The sequence below is a fragment of the Kitasatospora sp. NPDC051853 genome, assembly GCF_044452665.1.
Classification (GTDB): Bacteria; Actinomycetota; Actinomycetes; order Streptomycetales; family Streptomycetaceae; genus Kitasatospora.
Window position 1 is genome coordinate 43936 of record NZ_JBITBY010000008.1, and the last position, 23030, is coordinate 66965.

Annotated in this window: 22 protein-coding genes; 16 read left to right on the forward strand and 6 right to left on the reverse strand. The window is 73.3% G+C overall.

Features of this window, described 5'->3' with window-relative positions:
• Positions 1–104 precede the first annotated feature (104 nt).
• Positions 105–1589 carry an HtaA domain-containing protein gene (locus ACIA8O_RS22905; protein ID WP_396295792.1) on the forward strand — a complete coding sequence of 495 codons (1485 nt, stop codon included), beginning with the start codon at positions 105–107 and terminating at the stop codon, positions 1587–1589.
• Between the two features lie 41 nt (positions 1590–1630).
• Positions 1631–3256, forward strand: coding sequence for an HtaA domain-containing protein (locus tag ACIA8O_RS22910; RefSeq protein ID WP_396295793.1), 1626 nt, complete (start codon positions 1631–1633; stop codon positions 3254–3256).
• A 68-nt stretch (positions 3257–3324) separates the two neighbouring features.
• Here the strand turns inward: ACIA8O_RS22910 and ACIA8O_RS22915 are convergent, their stop codons facing one another.
• Positions 3325–3993: a heme oxygenase (biliverdin-producing) gene (locus ACIA8O_RS22915; RefSeq protein ID WP_396295794.1), complete on the reverse strand. Its 669-nt coding sequence runs from the start codon at positions 3991–3993 to the stop codon at positions 3325–3327.
• A gap of 158 nt (positions 3994–4151) precedes the next feature.
• Entirely contained in the window at positions 4152–4643 is a 492-nt protein-coding gene (locus tag ACIA8O_RS22920) for an inorganic diphosphatase (protein ID WP_396295795.1), read from the reverse strand.
• A gap of 75 nt (positions 4644–4718) precedes the next feature.
• On the opposite strand from ACIA8O_RS22920, the gene dacB reads away from it, so the two are divergent.
• From dacB to folE, 6 genes are all read left to right on the forward strand, one after another.
• Positions 4719–6185, forward strand: coding sequence for a D-alanyl-D-alanine carboxypeptidase/D-alanyl-D-alanine-endopeptidase (gene dacB, locus ACIA8O_RS22925; RefSeq protein ID WP_396295796.1), 1467 nt, complete (start codon positions 4719–4721; stop codon positions 6183–6185).
• Positions 6186–6421: 236 nt separating this feature from the next.
• A complete protein-coding gene (locus ACIA8O_RS22930; protein ID WP_396295797.1) occupies positions 6422–7588 on the forward strand; it encodes a zinc-dependent metalloprotease in 1167 nt (388 codons plus the stop codon).
• A gap of 374 nt (positions 7589–7962) precedes the next feature.
• Entirely contained in the window at positions 7963–9105 is a 1143-nt protein-coding gene (tilS, locus tag ACIA8O_RS22935) for a tRNA lysidine(34) synthetase TilS (RefSeq protein WP_396295798.1), read from the forward strand.
• 82 nt (positions 9106–9187) lie between these two features.
• Positions 9188–9727, forward strand: coding sequence for a hypoxanthine phosphoribosyltransferase (hpt, locus tag ACIA8O_RS22940; protein WP_380149463.1), 540 nt, complete (start codon positions 9188–9190; stop codon positions 9725–9727).
• A 240-nt stretch (positions 9728–9967) separates the two neighbouring features.
• Positions 9968–11992 (forward strand): ATP-dependent zinc metalloprotease FtsH, encoded by a 2025-nt coding sequence (gene ftsH / locus ACIA8O_RS22945; protein WP_396295799.1) that lies wholly within the window; start codon positions 9968–9970, stop codon positions 11990–11992.
• 112 nt (positions 11993–12104) lie between these two features.
• Positions 12105–12710: a GTP cyclohydrolase I FolE gene (gene folE / locus ACIA8O_RS22950; protein WP_396295800.1), complete on the forward strand. Its 606-nt coding sequence runs from the start codon at positions 12105–12107 to the stop codon at positions 12708–12710.
• A 56-nt stretch (positions 12711–12766) separates the two neighbouring features.
• On the opposite strand, the gene ACIA8O_RS22955 is transcribed toward folE, so the two are convergent.
• Positions 12767–13519, reverse strand: coding sequence for a ferritin-like domain-containing protein (locus ACIA8O_RS22955; protein ID WP_396295801.1), 753 nt, complete (start codon positions 13517–13519; stop codon positions 12767–12769).
• Between the two features lie 440 nt (positions 13520–13959).
• Here ACIA8O_RS22955 and ACIA8O_RS22960 point away from each other — a divergent pair, with 440 nt between their 5' ends.
• The 7 genes from ACIA8O_RS22960 (at position 13960) to ACIA8O_RS22990 (ending at position 20355) form a co-directional block, all read left to right on the forward strand.
• On the forward strand, positions 13960–15732 hold the full coding sequence (locus ACIA8O_RS22960; protein ID WP_396296139.1) for a phosphatidylglycerol lysyltransferase domain-containing protein: 1773 nt from the start codon (positions 13960–13962) through the stop codon (positions 15730–15732).
• A gap of 182 nt (positions 15733–15914) precedes the next feature.
• Positions 15915–16781: a dihydropteroate synthase gene (gene folP / locus ACIA8O_RS22965; protein ID WP_396295802.1), complete on the forward strand. Its 867-nt coding sequence runs from the start codon at positions 15915–15917 to the stop codon at positions 16779–16781.
• 26 nt (positions 16782–16807) lie between these two features.
• Positions 16808–17305: a nuclear transport factor 2 family protein gene (locus tag ACIA8O_RS22970; RefSeq protein WP_396295803.1), complete on the forward strand. Its 498-nt coding sequence runs from the start codon at positions 16808–16810 to the stop codon at positions 17303–17305.
• Between the two features lie 231 nt (positions 17306–17536).
• On the forward strand, positions 17537–17896 hold the full coding sequence (gene folB / locus ACIA8O_RS22975) for a dihydroneopterin aldolase (RefSeq protein WP_345283962.1): 360 nt from the start codon (positions 17537–17539) through the stop codon (positions 17894–17896).
• A gap of 52 nt (positions 17897–17948) precedes the next feature.
• The gene (folK, locus tag ACIA8O_RS22980) at positions 17949–18548 is read left to right on the forward strand and encodes a 2-amino-4-hydroxy-6-hydroxymethyldihydropteridine diphosphokinase (protein ID WP_396295804.1); all 600 of its coding nucleotides are present in this window, start codon (positions 17949–17951) and stop codon (positions 18546–18548) included.
• Positions 18549–18655: 107 nt separating this feature from the next.
• Positions 18656–19144 (forward strand): DUF3180 domain-containing protein, encoded by a 489-nt coding sequence (locus tag ACIA8O_RS22985; protein WP_396295805.1) that lies wholly within the window; start codon positions 18656–18658, stop codon positions 19142–19144.
• Between the two features lie 125 nt (positions 19145–19269).
• Positions 19270–20355 carry a hypothetical protein gene (locus tag ACIA8O_RS22990; RefSeq protein WP_396295806.1) on the forward strand — a complete coding sequence of 362 codons (1086 nt, stop codon included), beginning with the start codon at positions 19270–19272 and terminating at the stop codon, positions 20353–20355.
• Between the two features lie 61 nt (positions 20356–20416).
• Here ACIA8O_RS22990 and ACIA8O_RS22995 read toward each other — a convergent pair whose 3' ends face one another.
• Together ACIA8O_RS22995 and ACIA8O_RS23000 are read right to left on the reverse strand one after the other, a co-directional pair.
• Positions 20417–20992 (reverse strand): TerD family protein, encoded by a 576-nt coding sequence (locus ACIA8O_RS22995; protein WP_396295807.1) that lies wholly within the window; start codon positions 20990–20992, stop codon positions 20417–20419.
• 103 nt (positions 20993–21095) lie between these two features.
• The gene (locus ACIA8O_RS23000) at positions 21096–21584 is read right to left on the reverse strand and encodes a hypothetical protein (protein WP_396295808.1); all 489 of its coding nucleotides are present in this window, start codon (positions 21582–21584) and stop codon (positions 21096–21098) included.
• A 215-nt stretch (positions 21585–21799) separates the two neighbouring features.
• Here ACIA8O_RS23000 and arfB point away from each other — a divergent pair, with 215 nt between their 5' ends.
• Positions 21800–22228, forward strand: a complete 429-nt coding sequence (arfB, locus tag ACIA8O_RS23005) for an alternative ribosome rescue aminoacyl-tRNA hydrolase ArfB (RefSeq protein WP_396295809.1) — start codon at positions 21800–21802, stop codon at positions 22226–22228.
• Positions 22229–22251: 23 nt separating this feature from the next.
• Here the strand turns inward: arfB and ACIA8O_RS23010 are convergent, their stop codons facing one another.
• Entirely contained in the window at positions 22252–22779 is a 528-nt protein-coding gene (locus ACIA8O_RS23010; RefSeq protein ID WP_396295810.1) for a flavin reductase family protein, read from the reverse strand.
• Between the last annotated feature and the right edge of the window lie 251 nt (positions 22780–23030).

Here is a 23030-nt window from a genome sequence, read left to right on the forward strand (position 1 = left end):
CCGGGGTGACTCTTGACGCTTATATTAGGTTAGCCTTACCTCAGTTCCGCAAGGGGGTCCGCCCGGACCCTCCCGCGTCCCCCGCTGCCCTGGAGCGCTCCGTCATGCCCTTCCCGCGCCGCCTGCGCCGCCTCGCCGCCACCCTGGTCGCGGCGCTCGCGGCGCTGCTGACCCTGGCCGTCGTCCCGGCCGTCGCCGCCCCCGGCACGGTCTCCGGCGGACGGCTGGACTGGGGCATCAAGCACTCCTTCCTCAGCTACGTCACCGGCCCGATCGCCAAGGGCAGTTGGAGCCTGACCGGCGGCGCGGCCACGGTCGGCGGGGACACCTTCCGGTTCCACTCCGCCACCGGCTCCTACGACCCGGAGAGCGGGGCGCTGGCCGCGGCGCTCTCCGGCGGCGTGAGCTTCCGGGGGCACGAGAGCAACGGCAGCTTCGCCCTGGACATGAAGCTGAGCCGCTTCACGGTGAAGGCCGGCCCCGGCAGCGGCGGGCTCTACGCGGACGTGGTCAGCAAGGCCAAGGACACCGGCGCGGTGAGCAGTGCGAGCCAGGTGAAGCTGGCCGAGCTCGGGCTCGGCGGGATCGACCTGCGCGGCCAGGGCGGCACGATCACCCTCTCCGGTGTGCCCGCCACCCTGACCGGCGCCGGGGCCACCGCCTTCGGCAACTTCTACCCGGCCGGGACGGAGCTGGACCCGCTGACCCTCTCGGTCAACGTCAAGGCGGCCGCCGCACCCACCCCGTCCGCGACCCCGACCGTGCCCCCGAACCCGTCGGCGAGCCCGACCGCCGCGCCCACTGACACCCCGTCGGCCACCGCGGCCCCGTCCGGGAGCCCCTCGGCGAGCCCGGCCGCCGCCCGTACCGAGTTCGCCGGCGGCGCGCTGGACTGGGGCGTGCGGCGCACCTTCCGGGACTACGTCACCGGCACCGTCGCCAAGGGCGGCTGGCAGTTGGACGGCGGCGCGGCCGACGGCGGCGCCTTCTTCCGCTGGACCCCGGCCAAGGGCTCGTACGACCCCGCCACCGGCGAACTGGCCGCCGCCTTCACCGGCACGGTCCGCTTCCGGGGCATGGAGAGCGGCGGCGCGTACGGCCTCGACCTGGGGCTGGCCGACCCGTCCGTGAAGGTCACGGGCGGGAAGGGCACGCTGGCCGCCGACGTCTCCGGGAAGACCGCCGACGGCGAGGCCCGGCGGCTCCCCGGCGTGGTGCTGGCCACCTTCGACGCCGCCGCGCTCAAGCCCGAGGGCGGCCTGCTCAAGGCCGTCGAACTCCCGCTGGCCCTCACCGAGGAGGGCAGCAGGGCCTTCGGCGGGCTCTACCCGGCCGGCACCGCCATGGACCCGCTGAGCTTCGCCGTGGCCCTCGACCCGGCCGCCGTCCTGCCGCCGCTGCCGGACCTCGGCCCCGCCGTGCCCGGTGCCCCGGCGGCCACCCCGGCGAGCGCCTCCGCCACCCCCGTGGCGGCCGCCTCGGACTCCTCCGGCGGCTGGGTGCCGGCCGCAGCCGTCGGCGGCGTGCTCGCGGCCGGGGCCGCCGCGGGCGCCGTCCTGCTGGTCCGGCGCCGCCGCAGCACCTCCTGAAACCCCCTCCCACGTCCCCCGCTTGAAGGAGCGTCACCGCCATGCCCGTCACCCGTCGCAACCGCACCCCGCTCCCGGCCCTGGCCGCCGCCGCGATCGGCCTCGGCCTGACCGCCGTCGGTGTGCCCGGTCTGGCCTTCGGTGCTCCGGCCAAGGTGGTCTACGACCAGGGCTCGTTCGACTGGGGCGTGAAGAGCAGCTTCCTCAAGTACCTGGAGGGCCCGGCCTCCCAGGGCGGCAAGGTCGAGCTGACCGGCGGCGCGAGCCGGAACGCGGACGGCACCCTGCACTTCGACGGCTCCGGCGAGTACGACCCCACCACCCACGCGCTCGCGGCCGCCTTCACCGGCAGGGTCCGGTTCACCGCCCACGGCGGGCAGATGGACATCACCCTGACCGACCTCAGGCTCACCACCAGCGGCACCACCGGCTCCATCACCGCCGACGCGTCGACGGTGGAGCTGGTCGAGGACCCGGCCACCAAGGCGAAGTCGCCCAAGGTGGTCAAGCGCGAGGACGCCCCGCTGGTCACCTTCGCGGTCGGCCGGGACACCACCACGGGCGTGCCCGCGGCGGCCACCCTCACGGCGGACGGCGCGGCGGTCTTCGGCGGCTTCTACCAGGCGGGCGCCGCGATGGACCCGGTGAAGATCGCGCTCGCCAAGTCCACGCCCAGCACCTCGCCCTCCGCGAGCCCCTCCGTCTCGGCCTCGGCCTCCGCCTCCGCGAGTCCGTCCGCCTCGGCCTCGCCGTCCGCGTCCGCATCCCCGTCGGCCTCGGCATCTCCGTCGGCGTCGGCGTCGGCCTCGCCGTCCGTGTCCGCCTCGGCGTCGCCCTCCTCGTCGCCCAGCTCCTCCGCCTCCGCGTCCGCCTCGCCGAGCACCGCTCCGGCCGAACTCCCGATCGTGGACGGGCGCTTGGACTGGGGCGTCAAGGAGTCCTTCCGCACGTACCTGGCCATGCCGGCCAGCGGCGGCAGGGTGGAGTTCGGCGGCGGCGCGGCCGACTACCGGTTCGGCAAGGGCAGCGGCTCGTACGACACCAGGACCCACGGCGTCACCGCCGGATTCCAGGGCTCGGTCCGCTTCCTGGCCCACCCGAAGGGCGACGCGTACGAGCTGGACCTGACCATCGCCAACCCGGGCGTGCGGATCGAGCGGTCCGGTGCCTTCCTGACCGCCGACCTGACCTCCAGGGCGGTGGACGGGACGACCGCGCAGTGGAAGGGCATGAAGCTCGCCGCGCTGGACGTCTCCGGGGCGGGCTTCGCCCCGGTCAACGGCGTGGTGACGCTCGATCGGCTCCCGGCCACCCTGACCAAGGAGGGGGCCACCGCCTTCGCCGGGTTCTACAAGGAGGGCGATGCGCTGGACCCGGTGAACGCCGTGCTCTCCTTCGACAAGGGCGCCACCCTGCCGGCCTCCTCCGCGAAGCCCTCCACCCCGGCCCCCTCGGCGGGCACCGGCGTCACCAACGGCGGTGCCACGGGCGGGGGTTCGACCGGCGGTGGTGCGGTGCTGACCAGCAGCGGTGGCTCGCTCGCCTCGGGCGGCCAGCTGGCCTCGACCGGCATGGACACCCCGGTGGTCCCGCTGGTCGCCACCGCGGCCGGTCTGCTGCTGCTCGGCACCGGCACCACGGTGCTGGTCCGGCGTCGTACCCGCTGACCGCGGCCGCCACGCGACGGTGCCCCGACGGGAGTCGAACTCCCGTCGGGGCACCGTCGTTGCCGTGCTCAGGCGCTGAGCGGGTAGCGCAGGTCGAGGTCGGCGAAGAGCGCGCTGTTCAGGCCGAAGGCCCGCTTGGTCTCCTCGACCACCCGGCGGCGCTCGACCTCGTCCAGCTCCAGCCCGGCGGCGTCCAGCTTGGCCCGGTAGTCGCGCTTGAACGCGGCGGGGTTGGTGACCTGGTCGAAGACGTAGAAGTGCACCCCGGCGCCCTTGCGCTCGAAGCCCCAGGTCTTCTCCGCGATGCCGCGGATGATCTGACCGCCCGACAGGTCGCCCAGGTAGCGGGTGTAGTGGTGGGCCAGGTACCCGGCCGGCCAGGTCTCCACCAGCTCCTCCAGCCGGGCCGCGTACGCGGCGGTGGCGGGCAGCGCGGACAGCCCGTCGCGCCAGCCGGCCCCGCGCAGGTGGAGCAGGTCCGCCTCCAGGGCCTCGGTGCGGAACAGCGCCGGGTCGATGAACCGGCCGATCACCGGGTGCCCGGCCAGCTCGGCCGCCCGGCCCTCCAGGGCCCGGTAGACGAACCAGAGCTGGCCGGAGAGCTCGGCGTAGGCGTCCACCCCGAGGCGCCCGTTCAGCAGGTGGCCCATGAAGGCCGAGCCTTCGGCGGCCTCGTGCTCGGCGGCACTGGCGGTGCGCAGCACGGTGGAGAACGGCGTGGGCTCGGGGCTGGTCATGCGGACCTCCGTGGGTCGGGGGGAGACGCCCCGATTCTCTATGGTTAGCCTTACCTAAGTCAACGTGATGCCGACAGACTGTCGGCAAGAGTGTGGACGAAAAAAGGGACCGTGGCGAGCAGTCAGCTGCTCGCCACGGTCCCGGGAGTGACGGGGCCTCAGTGGCCGCCGTTCTCCTCGAAGCGCTTGATCGAGGCGTTGATCTCGGCCTCGGCCTCGGTGCGGCCGACCCAGTCGGCACCCTGGACCGACTTGCCGGGCTCCAGGTCCTTGTAGACCTCGAAGAAGTGCTGGATCTCCAGGCGGTCGAACTCCGACACGTGCTGGATGTCCTGCAGGTGCTCCCAGCGCGGGTCGGTGGCCGGGACGCAGAGCAGCTTGTCGTCGCCGCCCGCCTCGTCGGTCATCTTGAACATGCCGATGGCGCGGCACTTGATCAGGCAACCGGGGAAGGTCGGCTCGTCCAGGATGACCAGCGCGTCCAGCGGGTCACCGTCGTCCGCGAGGGTGCCCTCGACGTAGCCGTAGTCGGCCGGGTAGCGGGTCGAGGTGAAGAGCATCCGGTCAAGACGCAGGCGACCAGACTCGTGGTCGACCTCGTACTTGTTGCGGGAGCCCTTCGGGATCTCGATCAGGACGTCGAACTCCAACGGTTCCTCCAAGGTAGGGACTGACAGAATCTAGTGTCTCCTACGGCAGGGTGTGCTCAGGAAAGGGGCCCGGTGGTGCAGCGAGGGACGGGGGTGCGGCGCGGCCGCAGAGCGGCGGTGGCCGGAGTGCTCGGGGTCGCGCTCACCGCGGGCGGACTGACGGCGGCCTCCGCCGCGCCCAGCCCGAAGGCGGGCCAGAGCAGCGGACATCCGTCCGCCCCGGCCTCCGGCGCCGCCAGGCCGCCGGCGCCCGCCGGGCCGAAGCTGGCCGCCACCGGCGGGGCCGTGCTCGCGGCGAGCGTCACCGGGGACACCGGCCTGCCCACCACCGCCGGACTCCAGCGCGACCTCGGGGCGTTGCTCCAGGACAAGGCGTTCGGCACCCTCGGCTTCGCCATCACCGACGGCGTCACCGGCGCCCTGCTCCTCGGCGGGAACGAGAACGGCGCGGCCACCCCCGCCTCCACCACCAAGCTGCTCACCGCGGTCGCCGCACTGCAGCTCGTCCCCGGCGACACCAGGCTCTCCACCCGGGTGGTGCAGGGCTCCGCGCCCGACGAGATCGTGCTGGTCGGCGGCGGCGACCCGACCCTCTCCACCCTGCCGCAGGCCGACGTGCGGGTCGGCGGCATGCCGGTGGACGAGGACACCGCCCCCGCCACCCTCGCCGACCTCGCCCAGCGGACCGCCGCCGCCCTGAAGACGGCCGGCGTCGGCTCGGTCAAGATCGGCTTCGACACCTCGCTGTACACCGGTCCGATCCGGCACGCCGAGCACGACGGCACCAACATCGCCGACGTCACCCCGCTGATGGTGGACGAGGCCAAGATCGACCCGCGCTCCAAGGAGGACGCCCCCGGCCGGGTCGCCGAACCCGCCGTCCGGGCCACCGAGGCTTTCGCCGCCCTGCTCGGCGGGCTGGGGATCACCGTCCAGGGCAAGCCGGCCGCCAAGACCGCGGCGGCCGGTGCGGCCGAGCTGGCCGCGGTGAAGTCGCCGACCATCGACCGGCTGGTCGAGCGCTTCCTCACCACCTCCGACAACCTGCTCACCGAGACGATCGCCCGTCAGGTCGCCATCGCCGCCAAGCAGCCCGCGAGCTTCGAGGGAGCCTCGCTCGCCACCCGGCAGACCCTGGAGGCGCTCGGCGTCCCGATGACGGGCGTGGTCCTCAACGACGGCAGCGGCCTGCACAAGGGGAACCAGCTCTCCCCGCTGGTCCTCGCCAAGCTGCTCGCGGTCGCCTCGTCCCCCGAACACCCGCAGCTGCGACCGGTGTTGACCGGCCTGCCGATCGCCGGCTTCACCGGCACCATGGCGAGCCGCTTCGCCAAGTCCCCCGAGGGCATCGGCATCGTCCGGGCCAAGACCGGCACCCTGACCGAGAGCGGCATCTTCACCCTGGCCGGCACCGTCATGGACGCCGAGGGCCGCCCGCTCACCTTCGCCCTGATGAGCCACACCACCCCCACCGGCGGCGACGCCGCCCGCGCCGCCATCGACCGCGCCGTCGCCCGCCTGGCCGTCTGCGGCTGCCACTGAGACTTGCCGCCCGCCAGGCAACTCGGGGCGCGGGTCGGTGGTCACCCCGGGGGTGCGAGGAACTGCGCGAGTACGGAAGGCGGCTCACCTGCAACTGACCCACCGTCACCCGGTCGCACGCGCTGCCGTCCCCCCGCGCGCAGTTCCCCGCGCCCCCGGGGTGACCACTTTCGCCAACCGGGTGCTGCCGTTCCCCAACCATGTGCCGTTGGCGGCCCGTCCCGTACGGTGAGGGCATGACGAGCGCGAGCGGTGGGGCTGGGATGGTCGACTGGGATCTCGCGGTCGCTACGGCGACCAGGCTGGCGCGGCCCGGTCCGGAGGTGACCCGGGCCGAGGCCCGCGAGGTGGTCTCCGAACTCCGGCGCCACGCACTGGAGGCGGAGGAGCACGTCCGCGCCTACACCCGGATGGCTTCCTCCAGCCTGATCGCCGCCGACTCCACCCCCGTGCTCGTGGTCGACCGCCCCGGCTGGGTGCGGGCCAACGTGGCCGGCTTCCGCACCGTCGTCCGCCCGCTGGTCGAGAAGCTCCAGGCCCGCCGCACCGACACCCCCGGCGCCGCCGTGTTCGGCACGATCGGCGAGAAGGCCACCGGCGTCGAGATCGGCGCGGTGCTGGCCTTCCTCTCCGGGAAGGTGCTCGGCCAGTACGAGACCTTCGCCCCGGCCGAGTACCCCGGCCCGCTGCCGAGCGCCCCGGACAGCCCCGAGGGGATCATGGACTCGCCCCGGCTGGGCCTGCGGCCGCCGGCCCCCGGACGGCTGCTCCTGGTCGCACCGAACATCGTCCAGGTGGAGCGCGAACTCGACGTCGACCCGCACGACTTCCGGCTCTGGGTCTGCCTGCACGAGGAGACCCACCGCACCCAGTTCACGGCGGTGCCGTGGCTGCGCGACCACATCCAGTCCGAGGTGCAGTCCTTCCTGGCGCAGACCGAGGTCGACCCGCTGGCGCTGCTGGAGCGGGCGCGCGGGCTGCTCGGCGGGCGCGGCGAGGGGGAGCGCGAGCGGGAGCGGGGATCGCTGCTGGAGGTGGTGCAGTCGCCGGGGCAGCGCGAGACCCTCAACCGCCTGACGGCGGTGATGTCCCTCCTGGAGGGGCACGCGGACGTGGTGATGGACGGGGTCGGGCCGGTCGTGGTGCCGAGCGTGGGGGAGATCCGGGAGAAGTTCCAGCAGCGGCGGGCCCTCGGGGCCGGGCGGCTGGACCTGGTGATCCGCCGGCTGCTCGGGATGGACGCCAAGCTCCGCCAGTACCAGGACGGCGCGGTCTTCGTCCGGGGCGTCGTGGACCGCGTCGGCATGGAGGGCTTCAACCGCGTCTGGACCTCCCCGAACACCCTCCCCACCAAGGAGGAGATCCACAACCCCGCCGCCTGGGTCGCCCGCGTCACGCCGTAGACGGCCCCGCAGGTGCGCCCCGCAGGGGCGCGGGGAACTGCTCGCAGGGGTACGGCAGCAGGTGCAACCGGCTGACGGCGGTTCAGTTGCCGGTGGGCCGCCTCCCGGAGCGCGCAGTTCCTCGCGCCCCTGCGGGGCGCACCCCGTGTTGCGGGTCAGCCGCGCGGGGGTCGTACACGGGTGCCGTGAGGTTGACCCGTTGGCGGTGGGGGAACGTTTCTTCATTCACTCGTACGTGGGACGGTGGTCGTACCGGTGGCGAGGGTGGCGTGGCCGGTGCCCGGATTCTGCGACCATCTGTGAGCATCCGGTGACCGTGGGCTGACGCCGCGTCACCGTTCCCGCTCCGCCCCCGTGCCAAGGAGTGCCTCCCCGTGGGACCACACCCCGCCGTCGCGGCGATACGCCTCGCCGTCCGCCGCACCCTCGCCGAACTCGCCGCAGACCTGGGCGACATCACCCCCGCCGCCCGCTCGCCGCGCGGCCGCCCCGCCGCCCTCGCGCTCAGCGGGGCCCCGGCGCCCGAGCCGGCCGGCAGCGCCACCACGCTGATCGGCAACGCCCGCCGCCACCCCTCCGGACTGCCCCGCACCCCCGCCGCCCCCGGTTCGCCGCTGGTGCTGGTCGCGGTGAGCGGCGGAGCCGACTCGATGGCGCTGGCCATCGCCACCGCCTTCGAGGCGCCCAAGCTCGGCCTGCGGGTGGGCGCGGTGACGGTGGATCACGGACTGCAGGACGGCTCCGGGGAGCGGGCCCGCCAGGTGGCCGGCCGGCTGGCCGAGCTGGGGCTGGACCCGGTGGAGGCCGTCCAGGTGCTGGTGGGCCGTCAGGGCGGGCCGGAGAACGCCGCCCGGGAGGCCCGGTACGCCGCGCTGGACGAGGCCGCCGAGCGCTTCGGCGCGGTGGCGGTGCTGCTCGGGCACACCCGGGACGACCAGGCCGAGACGGTGCTGATGGGGCTGGCCCGCGGTTCGGGCGCCCGTTCGCTGGCCGGGATGCCGGCCCAGAAGGGCCGGTACCGGCGGCCGTTGCTGGAGCTGGACCGGGCGGCGACCCGGCAGGCCTGCAAGGAGCAGTCGATCCCGGTCTGGGACGACCCGCACAACTCCGACCCGGCGTACACCCGGGCCCGGGTGCGGCACGAGGTGCTGCCGGTGCTGGAGAAGCACCTGGGCACCGGGGTGGTCGAGGCGCTGGCGCGGACCGCCCGGCTGTTCCGGGACGACGCCGACGCGCTGGACCAGTGGGCCGCGCTGGCCGAGCGGGACCTCCGGACGGCCGAAGGGGCCCTGGACGTCACGAGGTTGGCCGAACTGCCGTCCGCCGTGCGCCGCCGGCTGCTGCGCCGGGCCGCGCTGCGGGCGGGCTGTCCGGCCGGCGACCTGTTCGCCCGTCACCTCGAAACGGTGGACCTGCTGGTCACCGGATGGCGTGGTCAGGGGCCCTTGCACCTACCCGGAGGGGTGGAGGTCACCCGCACGTGTGGCACGCTGGTGTTCCGGCGCCAGGGCGACTGACGGGTGAACACCAGGTCGCAGGGACGCCGCCGACACAGGACCCCGAACGTTTGAGGACGTATCCCCGGTGGATCACAACGACATGGGCGCCGACCTGGCGAAGGTGCTCATCAGCAAGGACGAGATCGACGCCAAGCTCCTGGAGCTGGGCGAGCGGATCGACCAGGACTACGCCGGCCGCGACCTGCTCATCGTCGGCGTGCTCAAGGGCGCCGTCATGGTGATGGCCGACCTGTCCCGGGTGCTGCACTCCAAGGTCACCATGGACTGGATGGCGGTCTCCTCCTACGGGATGGGCACCAAGTCCTCGGGCGTGGTCCGGATCCTCAAGGACCTGGACACCGACATCTCGGGCCGGGACGTGCTGATCGTCGAGGACATCATCGACTCCGGCCTGACCCTGTCCTGGCTGCTCAACAACCTGCGTTCGCGCGGCCCGGCCTCGCTGGAGGTCTGCACCCTGCTGCGCAAGCCGGACGCCGCCAAGGTCGAGATCGACGTCAAGTACGTCGGCTTCGACATCCCGAACGAGTTCGTGGTCGGCTACGGCCTGGACTACGCGGAGAAGCTGCGGAACCTGCCGTTCATCGGCACCCTGGCCCCGCACGTGTACGGCGGCTGACGCACCGTCGGAAGAGAGTGCCCCGATCGGGCGACGGGCGGGAACAGTGCGATGTTCCCGCCCGTTGTGCCGGGGTAGGAAAATACGTCGTAGTCGTCGTGCTCCCGCCGTCGGCGGTGAAGGCTGCGGTACGGTCCCATAAACCGCTCTTCTCATGAGCACATACCGGATGCGCCGACGGCCACAGCCGATCAGCGCTGTTGAGTGGCAGGAGGGACGGGGCGGCAACGCCCCGCATGGATGGACGTCAAGCGATACTTCCGTGCGCCGATCATGTGGATCGTGCTGGCCGTCCTCGCCGTCATTGTGCTGATGCAGGTCGTCTCCGACTCCAGCGGCTCCAAGACGGCGGACACCAGCCAGGTCGTCTACGCGATCAAGAACAACCAGGCGCAGTCGGTGCAGATCACCACCGGCGACTCGAACCTGATCAAGGTCGAGCTGAGGGACGGTCAGAAGCTGCCCGCGGGTAGCAACGGCAAGGTGCCCTCGGGCTCCAAGTTCCAGGCCTCGTACGTCGGCGACCAGGGCTCCGACCTGGCCGGCTGGCTGACCGAGCACCCGACCAGCGTGCCGAACGGCTACACCGTGGTGCCCGAGAAGCAGTCCACCTTCGTCAGCCTGCTGCTGTCGATGCTGCCGATCGTCATCATCGTGCTGGTGTTCCTGTTCCTGATGAACCAGATGCAGGGCGGCGGCTCCCGGGTCATGCAGTTCGGCAAGTCCAAGGCCAAGCTGCTCACCAAGGACACCCCGAAGACCACCTTCTCCGACGTCGCGGGCGCGGACGAGGCGGTCGAGGAGCTCCACGAGATCAAGGAGTTCCTCCAGGAGCCGGCCAAGTTCCAGGCGGTCGGTGCCAAGATTCCCAAGGGCGTGCTGCTGTACGGCCCGCCCGGGACGGGCAAGACCCTGCTGGCCCGTGCCGTGGCCGGCGAGGCGGGCGTCCCGTTCTACTCGATCTCCGGCTCGGACTTCGTCGAGATGTTCGTCGGTGTCGGTGCCTCCCGGGTCCGTGACCTGTTCGAGCAGGCCAAGGCGAACGCCCCGGCGATCGTCTTCGTCGACGAGATCGACGCGGTCGGCCGCCACCGCGGCGCCGGCCTCGGCGGCGGTCACGACGAGCGCGAGCAGACCCTCAACCAGCTGCTGGTCGAGATGGACGGCTTCGACGTGAAGGGCGGCGTGATCCTGATCGCCGCCACCAACCGCCCGGACATCCTGGACCCGGCGCTGCTGCGCCCGGGCCGCTTCGACCGCCAGATCGCGGTGGACCGCCCCGACCTGATGGGCCGTCTGGAGATCCTGAAGGTCCACCAGAAGGGCAAGCCGGTCGCCCCGGACGTCGACCTCTCGGCCGTCGCCAAGCGCACCCCCGGCTTCACCGGTGCCGACCTGTCCAACGTGCTCAACGAGGCCGCCCTGCTGACGGCCCGCTCGGACAAGAAGCTGATCGACAACTCCATCCTGGACGAGGCGATCGACCGCGTCGTGGCCGGCCCGCAGAAGCGGACCCGGATCATGTCCGACAAGGAGAAGAAGATCACCGCGTACCACGAGGGCGGCCACGCCCTGGTCGCGGCGGCCTCCCCGAACGCGGACCCGGTCCACAAGATCACCATCCTGTCCCGCGGCCGCGCCCTGGGCTACACGATGGTCCTGCCGGACGAGGACAAGTACTCGACCACCCGGAACGAGATGCTCGACCAGCTGGCCTACATGCTGGGCGGGCGCGCGGCGGAGGAGCTGGTCTTCCACGACCCGACCACCGGCGCCTCGAACGACATCGAGAAGGCCACCGCCACCGCGCGGGCCATGGTCACCCAGTACGGCATGACCGAGCGCCTGGGTGCGATCAAGTTCGGCTCCAGCGACTCGGAGCCGTTCCTGGGCCGCGAGATGGGCCACCAGCGCGACTACTCCGAGGAGGTCGCCGGGCTGGTGGACGAGGAGGTCAAGAAGCTCATCGAGACCGCGCACAACGAGGCCTGGGAGATCCTGGTCGAGAACCGCGACGTGCTCGACAACCTCGTCCTGGAGCTCCTGGAGAAGGAGACCCTGAACAAGGAGCAGATCGCCGAGATCTTCGCCCCCGTGGTGAAGCGCCCGGCCCGCCCGGCCTGGACCGGTTCCGCCCGCCGGACCCCGTCCACCCGCCCGCCGGTCCAGTCCCCCAAGGAGCTGGCCCTGAGCAACGCGGCACAGGCCGAGGCCACCGCCCAGGTCGACATCGTCAAGCTGCCGGAGACCCCTTCGGAGGCCTGACGACCGATCGGAATGGATGCCGCGTCACCCGGGTTTGTACTCTGGAGGCGCGGCATCCGTGCTGCTCGGACCGTTTCTCCACCAACTCCACTGACCAGCTTGCGAGGCCCGCATGATCGACCCGGTGACTCTGGACCAGGACCCCGCGATCGGGGAGTTCGACCAGAAGCGCGCGGAGGCCGCCGTGCGCGAGCTGCTGCTGGCGATCGGCGAGGACCCGGACCGCGAGGGCCTGCTGGAGACCCCGGCCCGGGTGGCCCGGGCCTACAAGGAGATATTCGCGGGCCTGTGGCAGCAGCCCGAGGACGTCCTCTCCACCACCTTCGACCTGGGCCACGACGAGATGGTGCTGGTCAAGGACATCGAGGTGTACTCCACCTGCGAGCACCACCTGGTGCCGTTCCGGGGCGTCGCCCACGTCGGCTACATCCCGTCCACCAGCGGTAAGATCACCGGCCTCTCCAAGCTGGCCCGGCTGGTCGACGTCTACGCCCGCCGGCCCCAGGTCCAGGAGCGGCTGACCAGCCAGGTGGCCGACTCGCTGATGCGCATCCTGGAGCCGCGCGGCGCCATCGTGGTGATCGAGTGCGAGCACATGTGCATGTCGATGCGCGGCATCCGCAAGGCCGGCGCCAAGACCCTCACCTCGGCCGTCCGCGGCCAGCTGCGCGACCCGGCCACCCGGGCCGAGGCGATGAGCCTCATCATCGGCCGCTGAACCGGCCCTGAACCGGCCGCCGAGCCGGTCCGCGAACGCCCTGGGATGACGACGCGTCAGCCCAGGGCGTTGCGCTTGGCCGGCATCCGCAGGCTGACCATCCGGCGCCAGCCCCAGGCCCGGTCGTACAGGTAGAGCGCCTGCACCCCGGCCGCCAGCAGCAGCCGCTGGTGCCGGGGCCAGCCCAGGATCCGGCCCAGCGCGGTCATCACGGCCAGGCCGACGTCCCGGTGGGTGCGGATCTCGCCCCGGGCGATCGACTCCAGGGAGTGCCGGATGTACGGGCCGTGGCCGCGGGCGGCCAGCCGGAGCAGCTCCTCGTGGCAGTAGGCGAGGTGGTTGTCCTCGTCGGCGGAGATCATCCGCATCGCCCGGTCCAGGTCCGGGTTGTCGGCGTACGCCTTCACCAGTTGGCGCATCTGCTCGGACGCGCGCTGCTCGGTGACCCGGCTGTGCGCCAGGTAGGTGATGATCTCCCGCTCGGAGAGCGGGGCGCCCGAGGTCAGCCGGTCGTGCGAGAGGCCGATGCCCTGGCGCTCCAGCAGCATGCAGTAGTCGGTCTCCGGCGGGATCTCCACCTTCTCCAGGCCGCGCTTGCGCAGCAGCTGGGTGAAGATCCGGCCGTGCTTGCGCTCGTCCGCGCCGTGCCGGGCCACCTTGGGGGCCAGCACCGGGTCGGTGGTGAGCTCGGTGATCCGCTCGTTCTCCCACCCGCCCTGGTCCTCGCCGCCGGCCGCGACGGAGCAGAACAGCTGGTACGCCCGGTCGTCGGCGTAGATCTGCTGGAACAGCGATCGGGTGCTGAGCATGGCGGAGCGTCTCCTCCGGTCGGGAGGTCCATCCTGTGCCGGGCCGCGCCGGGCGGGCCACCGGTGCTGCGCCGGGCGGGTGTCCGGGGAGCCGGGCGACCGGTGTGCGGGAGGGGCGCAACCGGAGGCCTAGAATGCTGCGTCCACCGTGTGCGGCACAGCCGAGGGGGTCGTCCGCACACGCGTCGGTCGAGTACCCGTCAGGTCGCAACGCCCACCCGTCCCCAGGGCACCACCGTCCGCCGCGCACCCGGAACGACCCTCTCCGGGAGCTCATCTGACGGTCCGATTGCCAGAACAAGGATTTGTCATGAAGGTTCCGCACGACGCCCCCACCGGAGGGGCGGAACTGCCCGCGGCAGCCCCTACGCTGACACCCCGTGAGTACGCCCGTGTCCGTTGAACCGACCCAGGAGCAGCCGCGCCGGCGGCTCCAGACGCTGCGCACCCAGGCGGCCGCCGTGCCCCGGGCCTGGCTGCCCGGCGCCGTGGGGTACACCTGTCTGCTGATCGGCCTGGTGGACATCGCCTGCGCGATCTTCCCGAAGCTGCGCGGCACCAAGATGCAGTGGCTGGCCGGCCAGCTCCCCGGCGGCACCACCACGCTGGCCGCCGCCGGCACCCTGATGGTCGGCCTGCTGCTGGTGATGCTGGCGCACGCCCTGCGCCGCCGGAAGCGCCGCGCCTGGCGGGCCGTCTGCGTCCTGCTGCCGATCGGCGCCGGGCTCCACCTGCTGCGCTGGCACCAGATCGGCCCCGCGGTCATCTCGCTGGTGCTGTTCGTGGTGATGCTGGTGCACCACCGCGAGTTCTACGCCAAGGCCGACCCGCGCACCCGCTGGCGCGCCGGGGCCGCCTTCGTCCTGCTGGCCGCCGTCTCGGTCGGCCTCGGCCTGCTGATCGTCGGCGTCCGCCACGGCGCCGAGGTCAACACCCCGGGGCTGGGCGAACGGCTCCAGCACGTGCTGTACGGCCTGGTCGGCTTCGAGGGCCCGGTCGACTACCGCTCCGAGAAGGTCGCCTGGTACGTCGGCTACTCCCTCGGCGCGCTCGGCCTGATCACCGCCGGCACCACCGCCTACCTGGCGCTGCGCCCCGAGAAGCCCGAGCCCGAGCTCACCGCCGAGGACGAGGTGAAGGTCCGTCAGCTGCTGGACCGCCACGGCGAGCGGGACTCCCTCGGCTACTTCGCGCTCCGCCGCGACAAGAGCGTGCTGTTCTCGCCCACCGGCAAGGCCGCCATCTCCTACCGGGTGGTCTCCGGCGTGATGCTCGCCTCCGGCGACCCGGTCGGCGACCCCGAGGCCTGGCCCGGCGCGATCAAGGTCTTCATGGCCGAGGCCCGCGCCCACGCCTGGGTCCCCGCCGTGATGGGCTGCTCCGAGCAGGGCGGCGAGATCTGGACCCGGGAGGCCGGCCTCGACGCGATCGAGCTCGGCGACGAGGCCATCGTCGACACCGCGGCCTTCTCACTCTCCGGGCGCGCCATGCGCAACGTCCGCCAGATGGTGAAGCGGATCGAGCGCAACGGCTACTCCTGCCAGGTCCGCCGGGTCGGCGACCTGAGCCTGGAGGAGAAGCGCCGGATCGCCGACGCCGCCGCCCGCTGGCGCGGCACCGACACCGAGCGCGGCTTCTCGATGGCGCTGGGGCGCTTCGGCGACCCGGGCGACGACGGCTGCGTGGTGGTCACCGCGCACAAGGCCCCCGAGGAGGGCGAGCCGGCCGACGCGGACGACCTCAAGGCGGTGCTGCACTTCGTGCCGTGGGGGCCGGACGGGATCTCGCTGGAGCTGATGCGGCGTGACCGGGCGGCCGACCCGGGGCTGAACGAGCTGCTGATCGTGGCGGCGCTGCAGGCCGTGCCGGCGCTCGGCGTGCGGCGGGTCTCGCTGAACTTCGCGATGTTCCGCTCGGCGCTGGCCCGCGGGGAGCGGATCGGGGCGGGGCCGGTGCTGCGGGCCTGGCGGGGGCTGCTGGTCTTCCTCTCGCGGTGGTTCCAGATCGAGTCGCTGTACAAGTTCAACGCCAAGTTCCAGCCGGAGTGGGAGCCGCGGTTCCTGGTCTACCCGCAGACCCGGGACCTCCCGCGGATCGGCTTCGCCGCGATGCAGGCGGAGGCCTTCATCACGCTGGGGCTGCCGATGCCGTGGCGCAAGAAGCAGCGCCAGGGCCTGATGGCGGACGCCCCGCAGCTCACCAAGGCGGCCTGACGGAACAAGGTGATGCCTTCAGGGGCGCGAGGAACTGCGCGAGGGGGAACGGCAGCGCGTGCAACTGGCTGATGGAGCCTCAGGTGCAGGTGAGCGGCCTTCCGCCTCGCGCAGTTCCCCGCGCCCCCGGGTCGCTGCCCTGCCGGGCGTCTCAGCTCGGGCGGCGCGTCGATAATGGCCACATGAACAAGCTGCCCGGCCTCTTCGATCTCGACCGCTGCGCCGTGATGGGGGTGGTCAACGTCACGCCGGACTCGTTCTCGGACGGGGGGTTGTGGCTGGACCCGGCGAAGGCCGTCGCGCACGGGCTGGCGCTGACCGCCCGGGGGGCGGACCTGGTGGACGTCGGGGGGGAGTCGACGCGGCCGGGGGCGCAGCGGGTGACCGAGGCGGAGGAGCTGCGCCGGGTGATCCCGGTGGTGGAGGAGCTGGCGGCGGCCGGGGTGGTGGTGTCGGTGGACACCATGCGGGCGTCGGTGGCGGCCCGGGCGGTGGCGGCCGGGGCCCGGCTGGTGAACGACGTGTCGGGCGGGCTGGCGGACCCGGAGATGGCCGCCGTGGTGGCCGCCACGGGTGCCCCGTTCGTGGTGATGCACTGGCGCGGGCAGTCCGCGGACATGGACGCGCTGGCGGTCTACGGCGACGTGGTCGAGGACGTGGTGGCCGAGCTGTCGGCCCGGATGGCGGCGCTGACCGCGGCCGGGGTCAAGGAGGAGCAGCTGGTGCTCGACCCGGGGCTGGGCTTCGCCAAGACCCCGGAGCACAACTGGGCGCTGCTCGGCCGGCTGGACGCGCTGACCGGTCTCGGCCGCCCGGTGCTGGTGGCGGCTTCGCGCAAGCGGTTCCTGGGTACGCTGCTCGCCAACCCGGAAACGGGCGAGCTGCGCCCGGCCAGGGAGCGGGACGACGCCACGGCTGCCGTCTCGGTGCTGTCGGCCCGGGCCGGGGCGTGGGCGGTCCGGGTGCACGACGTGGCCGGGACGGCCGACGCGGTACGGGTGGTGGCGGCCTGGCAGCGGGCGGCCGCGCGGGGACCTATCCGGGGGTAGCGGTTTGGCGAAGGGCGGGAGTGACCATGGCGGGTGACGGCAGGTCGGTCGGGGACCGGGCCTCGGCGGAGGCGGAGCTGGACAGGCTGGCGGTGCTGGCGGCCAACCAGGCGCTGTACGAGGCCCTGGAGAACGGCGACCTGGAGGCCGTCGAGAACGCCTGGCTCGGCCCGGAGGACGCCGACGACAAGCACGGCGCGGTCTGCGTGCACCCCGGCTGGCCGGTGCTGCGCGGCCGGGCGCAGGTGACCCGCTCGTACATGTTGATCATGGCGAACACGGAGTACATCCAGTTCTTCCTGACCGACGTGGAGTGCGAGGTGCAGGGCGACACGGCCCTGCTCACCTGCACCGAGAACATCCTCTCCGGCGGCGAGGCCGAGGAGGAGGGCGAGCTGGGCCCGCTGGTCGGCGGCAAGGTGGTCTCCACCAACCTGTTCCGGCGTACGCCGGACGGCTGGAAGCTCTGGTCGCACCACGGCTCACCGGTGCTGACCAGCGGGGACGACGAGGACGAGGAGTGAGCCGGGGGTGAGGGTCCGTCAGCCCGGCGGGAATCCGCCGGGCTGCGGCGTTGTTGCGGAACGTGCACCGACTGTTCACGTCAATGGCCGATCCGGCGTGCGTGGCGCCGCGCGGTGCCGGGTAGGACGGTCGGGGTTCGTCGTCGTCCGCGGGTAGATTCGAGAGCTGCGGGCCGGGCGGCCCGGTGCTCCGCCGTGTGCGGAGCCTGTCCACATGGGAGAAGTGAGTTGCTGGACCGCGTCACTCTGCGGGGCCTGCGTGCCCGTGGCCACCACGGTGTCTTCGAGCGCGAGCGGGTCGAGGGCCAGACCTTCGTGGTCGACCTGGTGATGTACCTGGACACCCGTCCGGCGGCCTCCGGCGACGACCTGACCCGCACCGCGCACTACGGGGTGGTGGCCGAGGAGGTCACCGCGATCATCGCCGGCGAGCCGGTCGACCTGATCGAGACGCTGGCCCAGCGGATCGCCGACCAGTGCCTGAAGCACGAGGCGGTGGAGGAGGTCGAGGTGACGGTGCACAAGCCGGACGCCCCGATCACGGTGCCGTTCGACGACGTCACGATCACCATCCACCGGCGCCGCGGATGACCTTCGCGGTGCGGCCCGCCGCCGTCCAGACCGAACCTGCAGAGGGATACCGATGAGCACCAGCGACCCGACCGCCTCGCCGACCACGTTCGACCTGGAGAACCGGGTCGACACCGCCGAATCCACCCTGCACGACCCGCGCCGCGCGGCCCTGGCTCTCGGCTCCAACCTCGGCAACCGGCTGGAGACCCTGCAGGGCGCGGTCGACGCGCTGGCCGACACGCCCGGGCTGAAGGTCTGCGCCGTCTCGGCGGTGTACGAGACCGCCGCGGTCGGCGGCCCGGAGGAGCAGCCCTCGTACTTCAACGCCGTGGTGCTGCTGAAGACCACCCTGCCGCCGGGCTCCCTGCTGGAGCGGGCCAACGCGGTCGAGGACGCCTTCGGCCGGGTCCGCGAGGTCCGCTGGGGACCGCGCACCCTGGACGTGGACGTGCTCGCCTACGAGGGCGTCACCAGCGACGACCCGGTGCTGCTGCTGCCGCACCCGCGGGCCCACGAGCGGGCCTTCGTGCTGGCCCCCTGGCAGGACGCCGACCCGGACGCCGAGCTGCCCGGCCTCGGCCGGGTGGCCGACCTGCTGAAGACGGTCTCCGAGGAGCCCGGCCAGGAGGTCCACCGCCGCGAGGACATCCGGCTCCGGCTGCCGGAGTAGCCCCCGCGGCGGAACCGGGCGGCGGGTGCGCACGTTGGCCCTGCTGTCCGGTCCCCGCCCGGCCGGTCCCCGCTCGACTGGGCGTCATCTCCGCTGGAAGGACCCGTGTGAAGCCGCTCCACCTCCGTCTGCTGCTGCTGATCGCCGCCGTGGCCACCGCGCTGGCCTGGGCGGGTGCCCGGCTGTGGGACTCGCTCGGGCACCTGCCCGGGGTGCCCGCCGCCGCGCCGATCGTGCTGGCGGCGGTCGCGGTGGTGCTGCTGGCCACCGCGTTCTCGCTGCGGTCCCGGCTGAAGGCCGCCCGGGAGCGGCGGCCCGGGGCCCGCGGGGTCGACCCGATCGGGGCGGCCCGGGCGGTGGTGCTCGGGCAGGCCAGTGCCCTGGTCTCGGCGGTGATGGCCGGGATCTACGCGGGCACCGGCATCCACCTGCTCGGCGGGCTGGACGACACGGCCCGGTCGGGCCAGGCGATCACCGCCGGGCTGGCCGTGCTCGCGGCGGCCGGCGTGGTGGCGGCCGCGCTCTGGCTCCAGCACGTCTGCCGGCTGCCGGAGGACCACGACGGTCCGGCCGGGCCCGCACCGTCGGCGCGCTGACGGCACGGTTCCCGTACTGACGGCACGTCAGGACGCCGTCACCGGACGTGTCGGTGACGGCGTGTCAAGAGCGGAATGGGGGGCCAGGCTGACAGCGCCCCGATTCGCACGCTAGTTTCTTTGGCATGTCTCGCGGACGCCACCGTCACTCGTCCCTCCTCGGCCGCACCGGGCCGCCGGCCGCGGCCGGTGTGCTCGTCGTCGCCGCCCTGGCCTCACTGGTGGCCAGTCCCGACACCCTCGTGGTGCGCTCGCTCGGCGTCGCCGCCGTGCTCGCCTCGATCGGGATCGCCCTGCTGCTGCGCCAGCGCGACCGCGCCGCCCGGCTGGCCGCCGAGCTGGCCGCCACCCGGCGGCTGCGGGCCGAGGAGCGCTTCGAGGAGCAGCTCGCCGAGGCCGAGTACGCCGCCGAGGTCGCCGAGGAGCGGGCCACCCGCTTCGGCCGCCGGCTGACGGCCGAGAAGTCCCGGCTGGCCAAGGCCGAGACCGAGATCGCCCGGCTGCTCCGCGAGCGCGCCGTGCTGGTCGCCGAGCAGGCCCTCAAGGAGGCCGAGGCGCACCAGCGCGCCCTGGCCGCCGCGCGCCCCAAGTACCCCGCCTCGCCGGCCGCGTACGTCCGCGCCGCCTCGGTGCTGCGGCAGCTGGAGCGGGAGGCCGTCCGGGCCGAGGAGCGCCGGGCCGCCGCCGAGCGGGCCGCCGTCGTGGTGCGTCCGCCCGCGCTGCCGGCCGGTGCCGCGCCGGCGCCCGCCGCCGCGCCGGTGCAGGCGACGGTCCGTCAACTCGGCGCGGTGCCCGAGCGTCCGGTGCTCGCCGCGCCGGGTGCCGCGGAGGGCGCCGCTGCCGCGGCCCCGGTGGTGCGGCAGCGGCCGCGCCCGGCCGCCCGGGGGCAGAACTTCAGCTTCTTCGGCCGCCCCGGCGCGGCCGGTGCCGCCGTGCGGGCCGCCGCCCCGGCGCCCTCGGTGGGCAGCGTGACCGAGCTGGCCGCCAAGGCCCCGGCGGCCGGCGACGACCTGGCGGACGTGGTGGGCGACGAGGCGGTGGCCGAGAGCGTGCGCTACGCGGCCCCGCAGCCCTCCGTGGAGCAGCCGCTGACGGCCGCCCCGGCGGAGGAGGTCGCGGACGCCCACGGGCGGCCCGAGGTGGTCGACCTGACGCCGCACGACGACACCGAGGTGATCTCGGTCGCCGAGCTCCGGGCGGAGTTCCGGTAGGCCGCGCGCACACGCGGAAGGGGCGCCCCCTCGGGGGCGCCCCTTCGTTCTTGACCGCGTCTCAGATCTGGACGCCGAAGTCCTGGGCGATGCCGGCCAGGCCGGAGGCGTAGCCCTGGCCGACGGCGCGGAACTTCCACTCGGCGCCGTTGCGGTACAGCTCGCCGAAGACCATCGCGGTCTCGGTGGCCGCGTCCTCGGAGAGGTCGTAGCGGGCGATCTCGCTGCCGCCGGCCGAGTTGAGCACCCGGATGTACGCGTTGCGGACCTGGCCGAAGCTCTGCCTGCGGTTGTCGGCGTCGTAGATCGAGACCGGGAAGGTGATCCGGGCCGCCTCGGCCGGGAGGTTGGCCAGGTTGACGGAGATCTGCTCGTCGTCGCCGGCGCCCTCGCCGCTGCGGTTGTCACCGGTGTGCACCACGGTGCCGTCCGGGGAGCTGGTGTTGTTGAAGAAGACGAAGTGCCCGTTGGAGAGCACCCGGCCCTCCGCGTTCAGCACGATGGCGCTGGCGTCCAGGTCGAACTCGGCACCCGTGGTGGTCCGGACGTCCCACCCGAGGCCGACGTTGACCGCGGTCAGGCCCGGGGCCTCCTTGGTCAGCGAGACGTTGCCGCCCTTGGAGAGGCTGACTGGCATGGTTTCGGTGTCCCTTCGTCGCTTCTGTCCGTGAGAACGCGGGCGGCGGGGGTGGTGGTTCCGGCCGCGCGGCGAATATCTCACGGCGCGGGGCGACGGCGCGTCAGATCCGCGGGAAGCGGCCCTGGACGGTCCAGATGTTCGGATTGTCGGCCAGGCCCTCGTGCAGGTCGAACAGGTCGGCCAGCACGTCCTGGAGGAAGTCCCGCGCCTCCCGGCGCAGCTCCTCGTGCCGCACCACCGCGGGCGGCTCGTCGGGCAGCCAGGTGGCGCTGATCTCGACCAGGCCGAAGCGGCGGGCGAAGCGGAGCAGTTCGGTGTTCTGGGTGAAGTCCAGGTCGTAGGTCTGGACGAGCGCGGACCGGCTGCCGCGCGGGTCCCGGTCGAGCTCCTCGACGGTGTCGCAGAGCGCCCAGGCGAAGTCCAGCACCGGCACCCAGCTCCAGTTGGTGGAGAACTCGGCCCCGTCGGCGTCGAGGTACACGTCCCCGCAGAACAGGTCGTGGCGCAGCGCCCGCACCGGTGCGGTCCGGTAGTCCGTCTGCGGCGGGTCGGGGAACCGGTTGGAAAGGGAGTAGCCGAGCTCGATCACGCCGACATTCTCCCCCAGGCGGCCCGGCCGGAGGCGCGAGGGACGTACGTGGTGATCCCGGGGGCGCGGGGAACTGCGCGAGTCCGGAAGGCGGACCGGCGTGGGGTCGGGGCACGTCAGCCGGTTGCACGTGCTGCCGTTCCCCCGCGCGCAGTTCCCCGCGCCCCTGGGGATAACCACTTTCGACAGGGGGGCCGGGGCGGGATGATGGCGGCATGCCTGAGCCTCTGCGCGTCCGGGGATCGGTGGTCGTGCCCGACGCCGAGCTGATGTGGCGCTTCTCCCGTTCGTCCGGCCCCGGTGGGCAGCACGTGAACACCTCCGACACCCAGGTGGAGCTCCGCTACGACCTGGCGGGGTCGGCCGCGCTCCCGCCGGTGTGGAAGGAGCGCGCCCTGGAGCGCCTGGCGGGCCGGCTGGTGGACGGCCGGTTCGTGGTGGTGAAGGCGTCCGAGCACCGGTCCCAGCTGCGCAACCGCGAGATGGCCGTGGTCCGGCTGGCGGCGCTGCTCGGCGAGGCCACCGCGCCGCCGCCGAAGGCGCGCCGCCGGACCAAGCCGACCCGGGGGATGGTCGAGCGGCGGCTGGAGAACAAGCGGCACCGTTCGGAGCTCAAGCAGGGCCGTTCCCGTCCGCAGTACTGACGGTCCGTCCGGCTGACGCGGCCTCAGGCGAGGTGCCGGTAGCCGCCGCGGTGGTAGAGCAGCGGTGCGGCGCCGGGGGCGGGCAGGGCCGCGGCGAGGACGTGGCCGATCAGCAGGGTGTGGTCGCCGGCGGTGACGCGCTGGACGGTGCGGCACTCCACGGTGGCCAGGGCGCCGTCGATCAGCGGGGCGCCGGAGTGCGGGCCGCGGTGGTGCGGGGTGTCGGCGAACAGCAGGCGGTCGCCGAGCCGGCCCTTCATGGCGAACCGGGAGGCGACGGTGCGGTGCGCCTCGCCGAGCAGGGAGACCGCCCAGTGGTCGGTGCGGGCGAGCAGCTCGTCCATCCGGGAGTCGGTGCGGACCGAGACCAGCACCAGCGGGGGCTCCAGCGAGACCGAGAGGAACGAGGTGGCCGTCATGCCGGCGTCCTCGCCGTCCTCGGGGTCGTGGGCGGTGACCAGCGTGACGCCGGAGGCGAGCTGGCCGAGGGCGGCCCGGAACTCGTCGGGGGTGGCGGTCTGGGCGGCGGTGGACTGCGGGAACGTCTGCACGTACCGCACGGTAGTCGGCCGCCCAGGTGAGCGGCATCGGGCAGTGGTCTTAGGACCTGCTGGGCCGAAGGGCTGAACCGGGTGTCCCGGGCGGCGCAGACCCTCACCCCTGGGGGTGAGCGGGAGGGGCCCTCCGGCGGGCAGCGGGCTTCAGCGGTGGCGGGGAACGGCCGACCACCCAATGGTCCGGATTGTCCGGTGATGTTCCACGAAGGGCCTGTGAGCTGGGCTTTCGCGCATGAGCACGGTGT

Coding starts and splice junctions, on each gene's coding strand:
- folE (WP_396295800.1), top strand. CDS start 12,105: ATGATCGACCCGGTGACTCTGGACCAGGACCCCGCGATCGGGGAGTTC.
- arfB (WP_396295809.1), top strand. CDS start 21,800: ATGCCTGAGCCTCTGCGCGTCCGGGGATCGGTGGTCGTGCCCGACGCC.
- folK (WP_396295804.1), top strand. CDS start 17,949: ATGAGCACCAGCGACCCGACCGCCTCGCCGACCACGTTCGACCTGGAG.
- ACIA8O_RS22915 (WP_396295794.1), bottom strand. CDS start 3,993: ATGACCAGCCCCGAGCCCACGCCGTTCTCCACCGTGCTGCGCACCGCC.
- ACIA8O_RS22990 (WP_396295806.1), top strand. CDS start 19,270: ATGTCTCGCGGACGCCACCGTCACTCGTCCCTCCTCGGCCGCACCGGG.
- ACIA8O_RS22930 (WP_396295797.1), top strand. CDS start 6,422: ATGACGAGCGCGAGCGGTGGGGCTGGGATGGTCGACTGGGATCTCGCG.
- ACIA8O_RS22995 (WP_396295807.1), bottom strand. CDS start 20,992: ATGCCAGTCAGCCTCTCCAAGGGCGGCAACGTCTCGCTGACCAAGGAG.
- ACIA8O_RS22910 (WP_396295793.1), top strand. CDS start 1,631: ATGCCCGTCACCCGTCGCAACCGCACCCCGCTCCCGGCCCTGGCCGCC.
- ftsH (WP_396295799.1), top strand. CDS start 9,968: ATGGACGTCAAGCGATACTTCCGTGCGCCGATCATGTGGATCGTGCTG.
- hpt (WP_380149463.1), top strand. CDS start 9,188: ATGGGCGCCGACCTGGCGAAGGTGCTCATCAGCAAGGACGAGATCGAC.
- ACIA8O_RS22970 (WP_396295803.1), top strand. CDS start 16,808: ATGGCGGGTGACGGCAGGTCGGTCGGGGACCGGGCCTCGGCGGAGGCG.
- ACIA8O_RS22955 (WP_396295801.1), bottom strand. CDS start 13,519: ATGCTCAGCACCCGATCGCTGTTCCAGCAGATCTACGCCGACGACCGG.
- folP (WP_396295802.1), top strand. CDS start 15,915: ATGAACAAGCTGCCCGGCCTCTTCGATCTCGACCGCTGCGCCGTGATG.
- ACIA8O_RS22905 (WP_396295792.1), top strand. CDS start 105: ATGCCCTTCCCGCGCCGCCTGCGCCGCCTCGCCGCCACCCTGGTCGCG.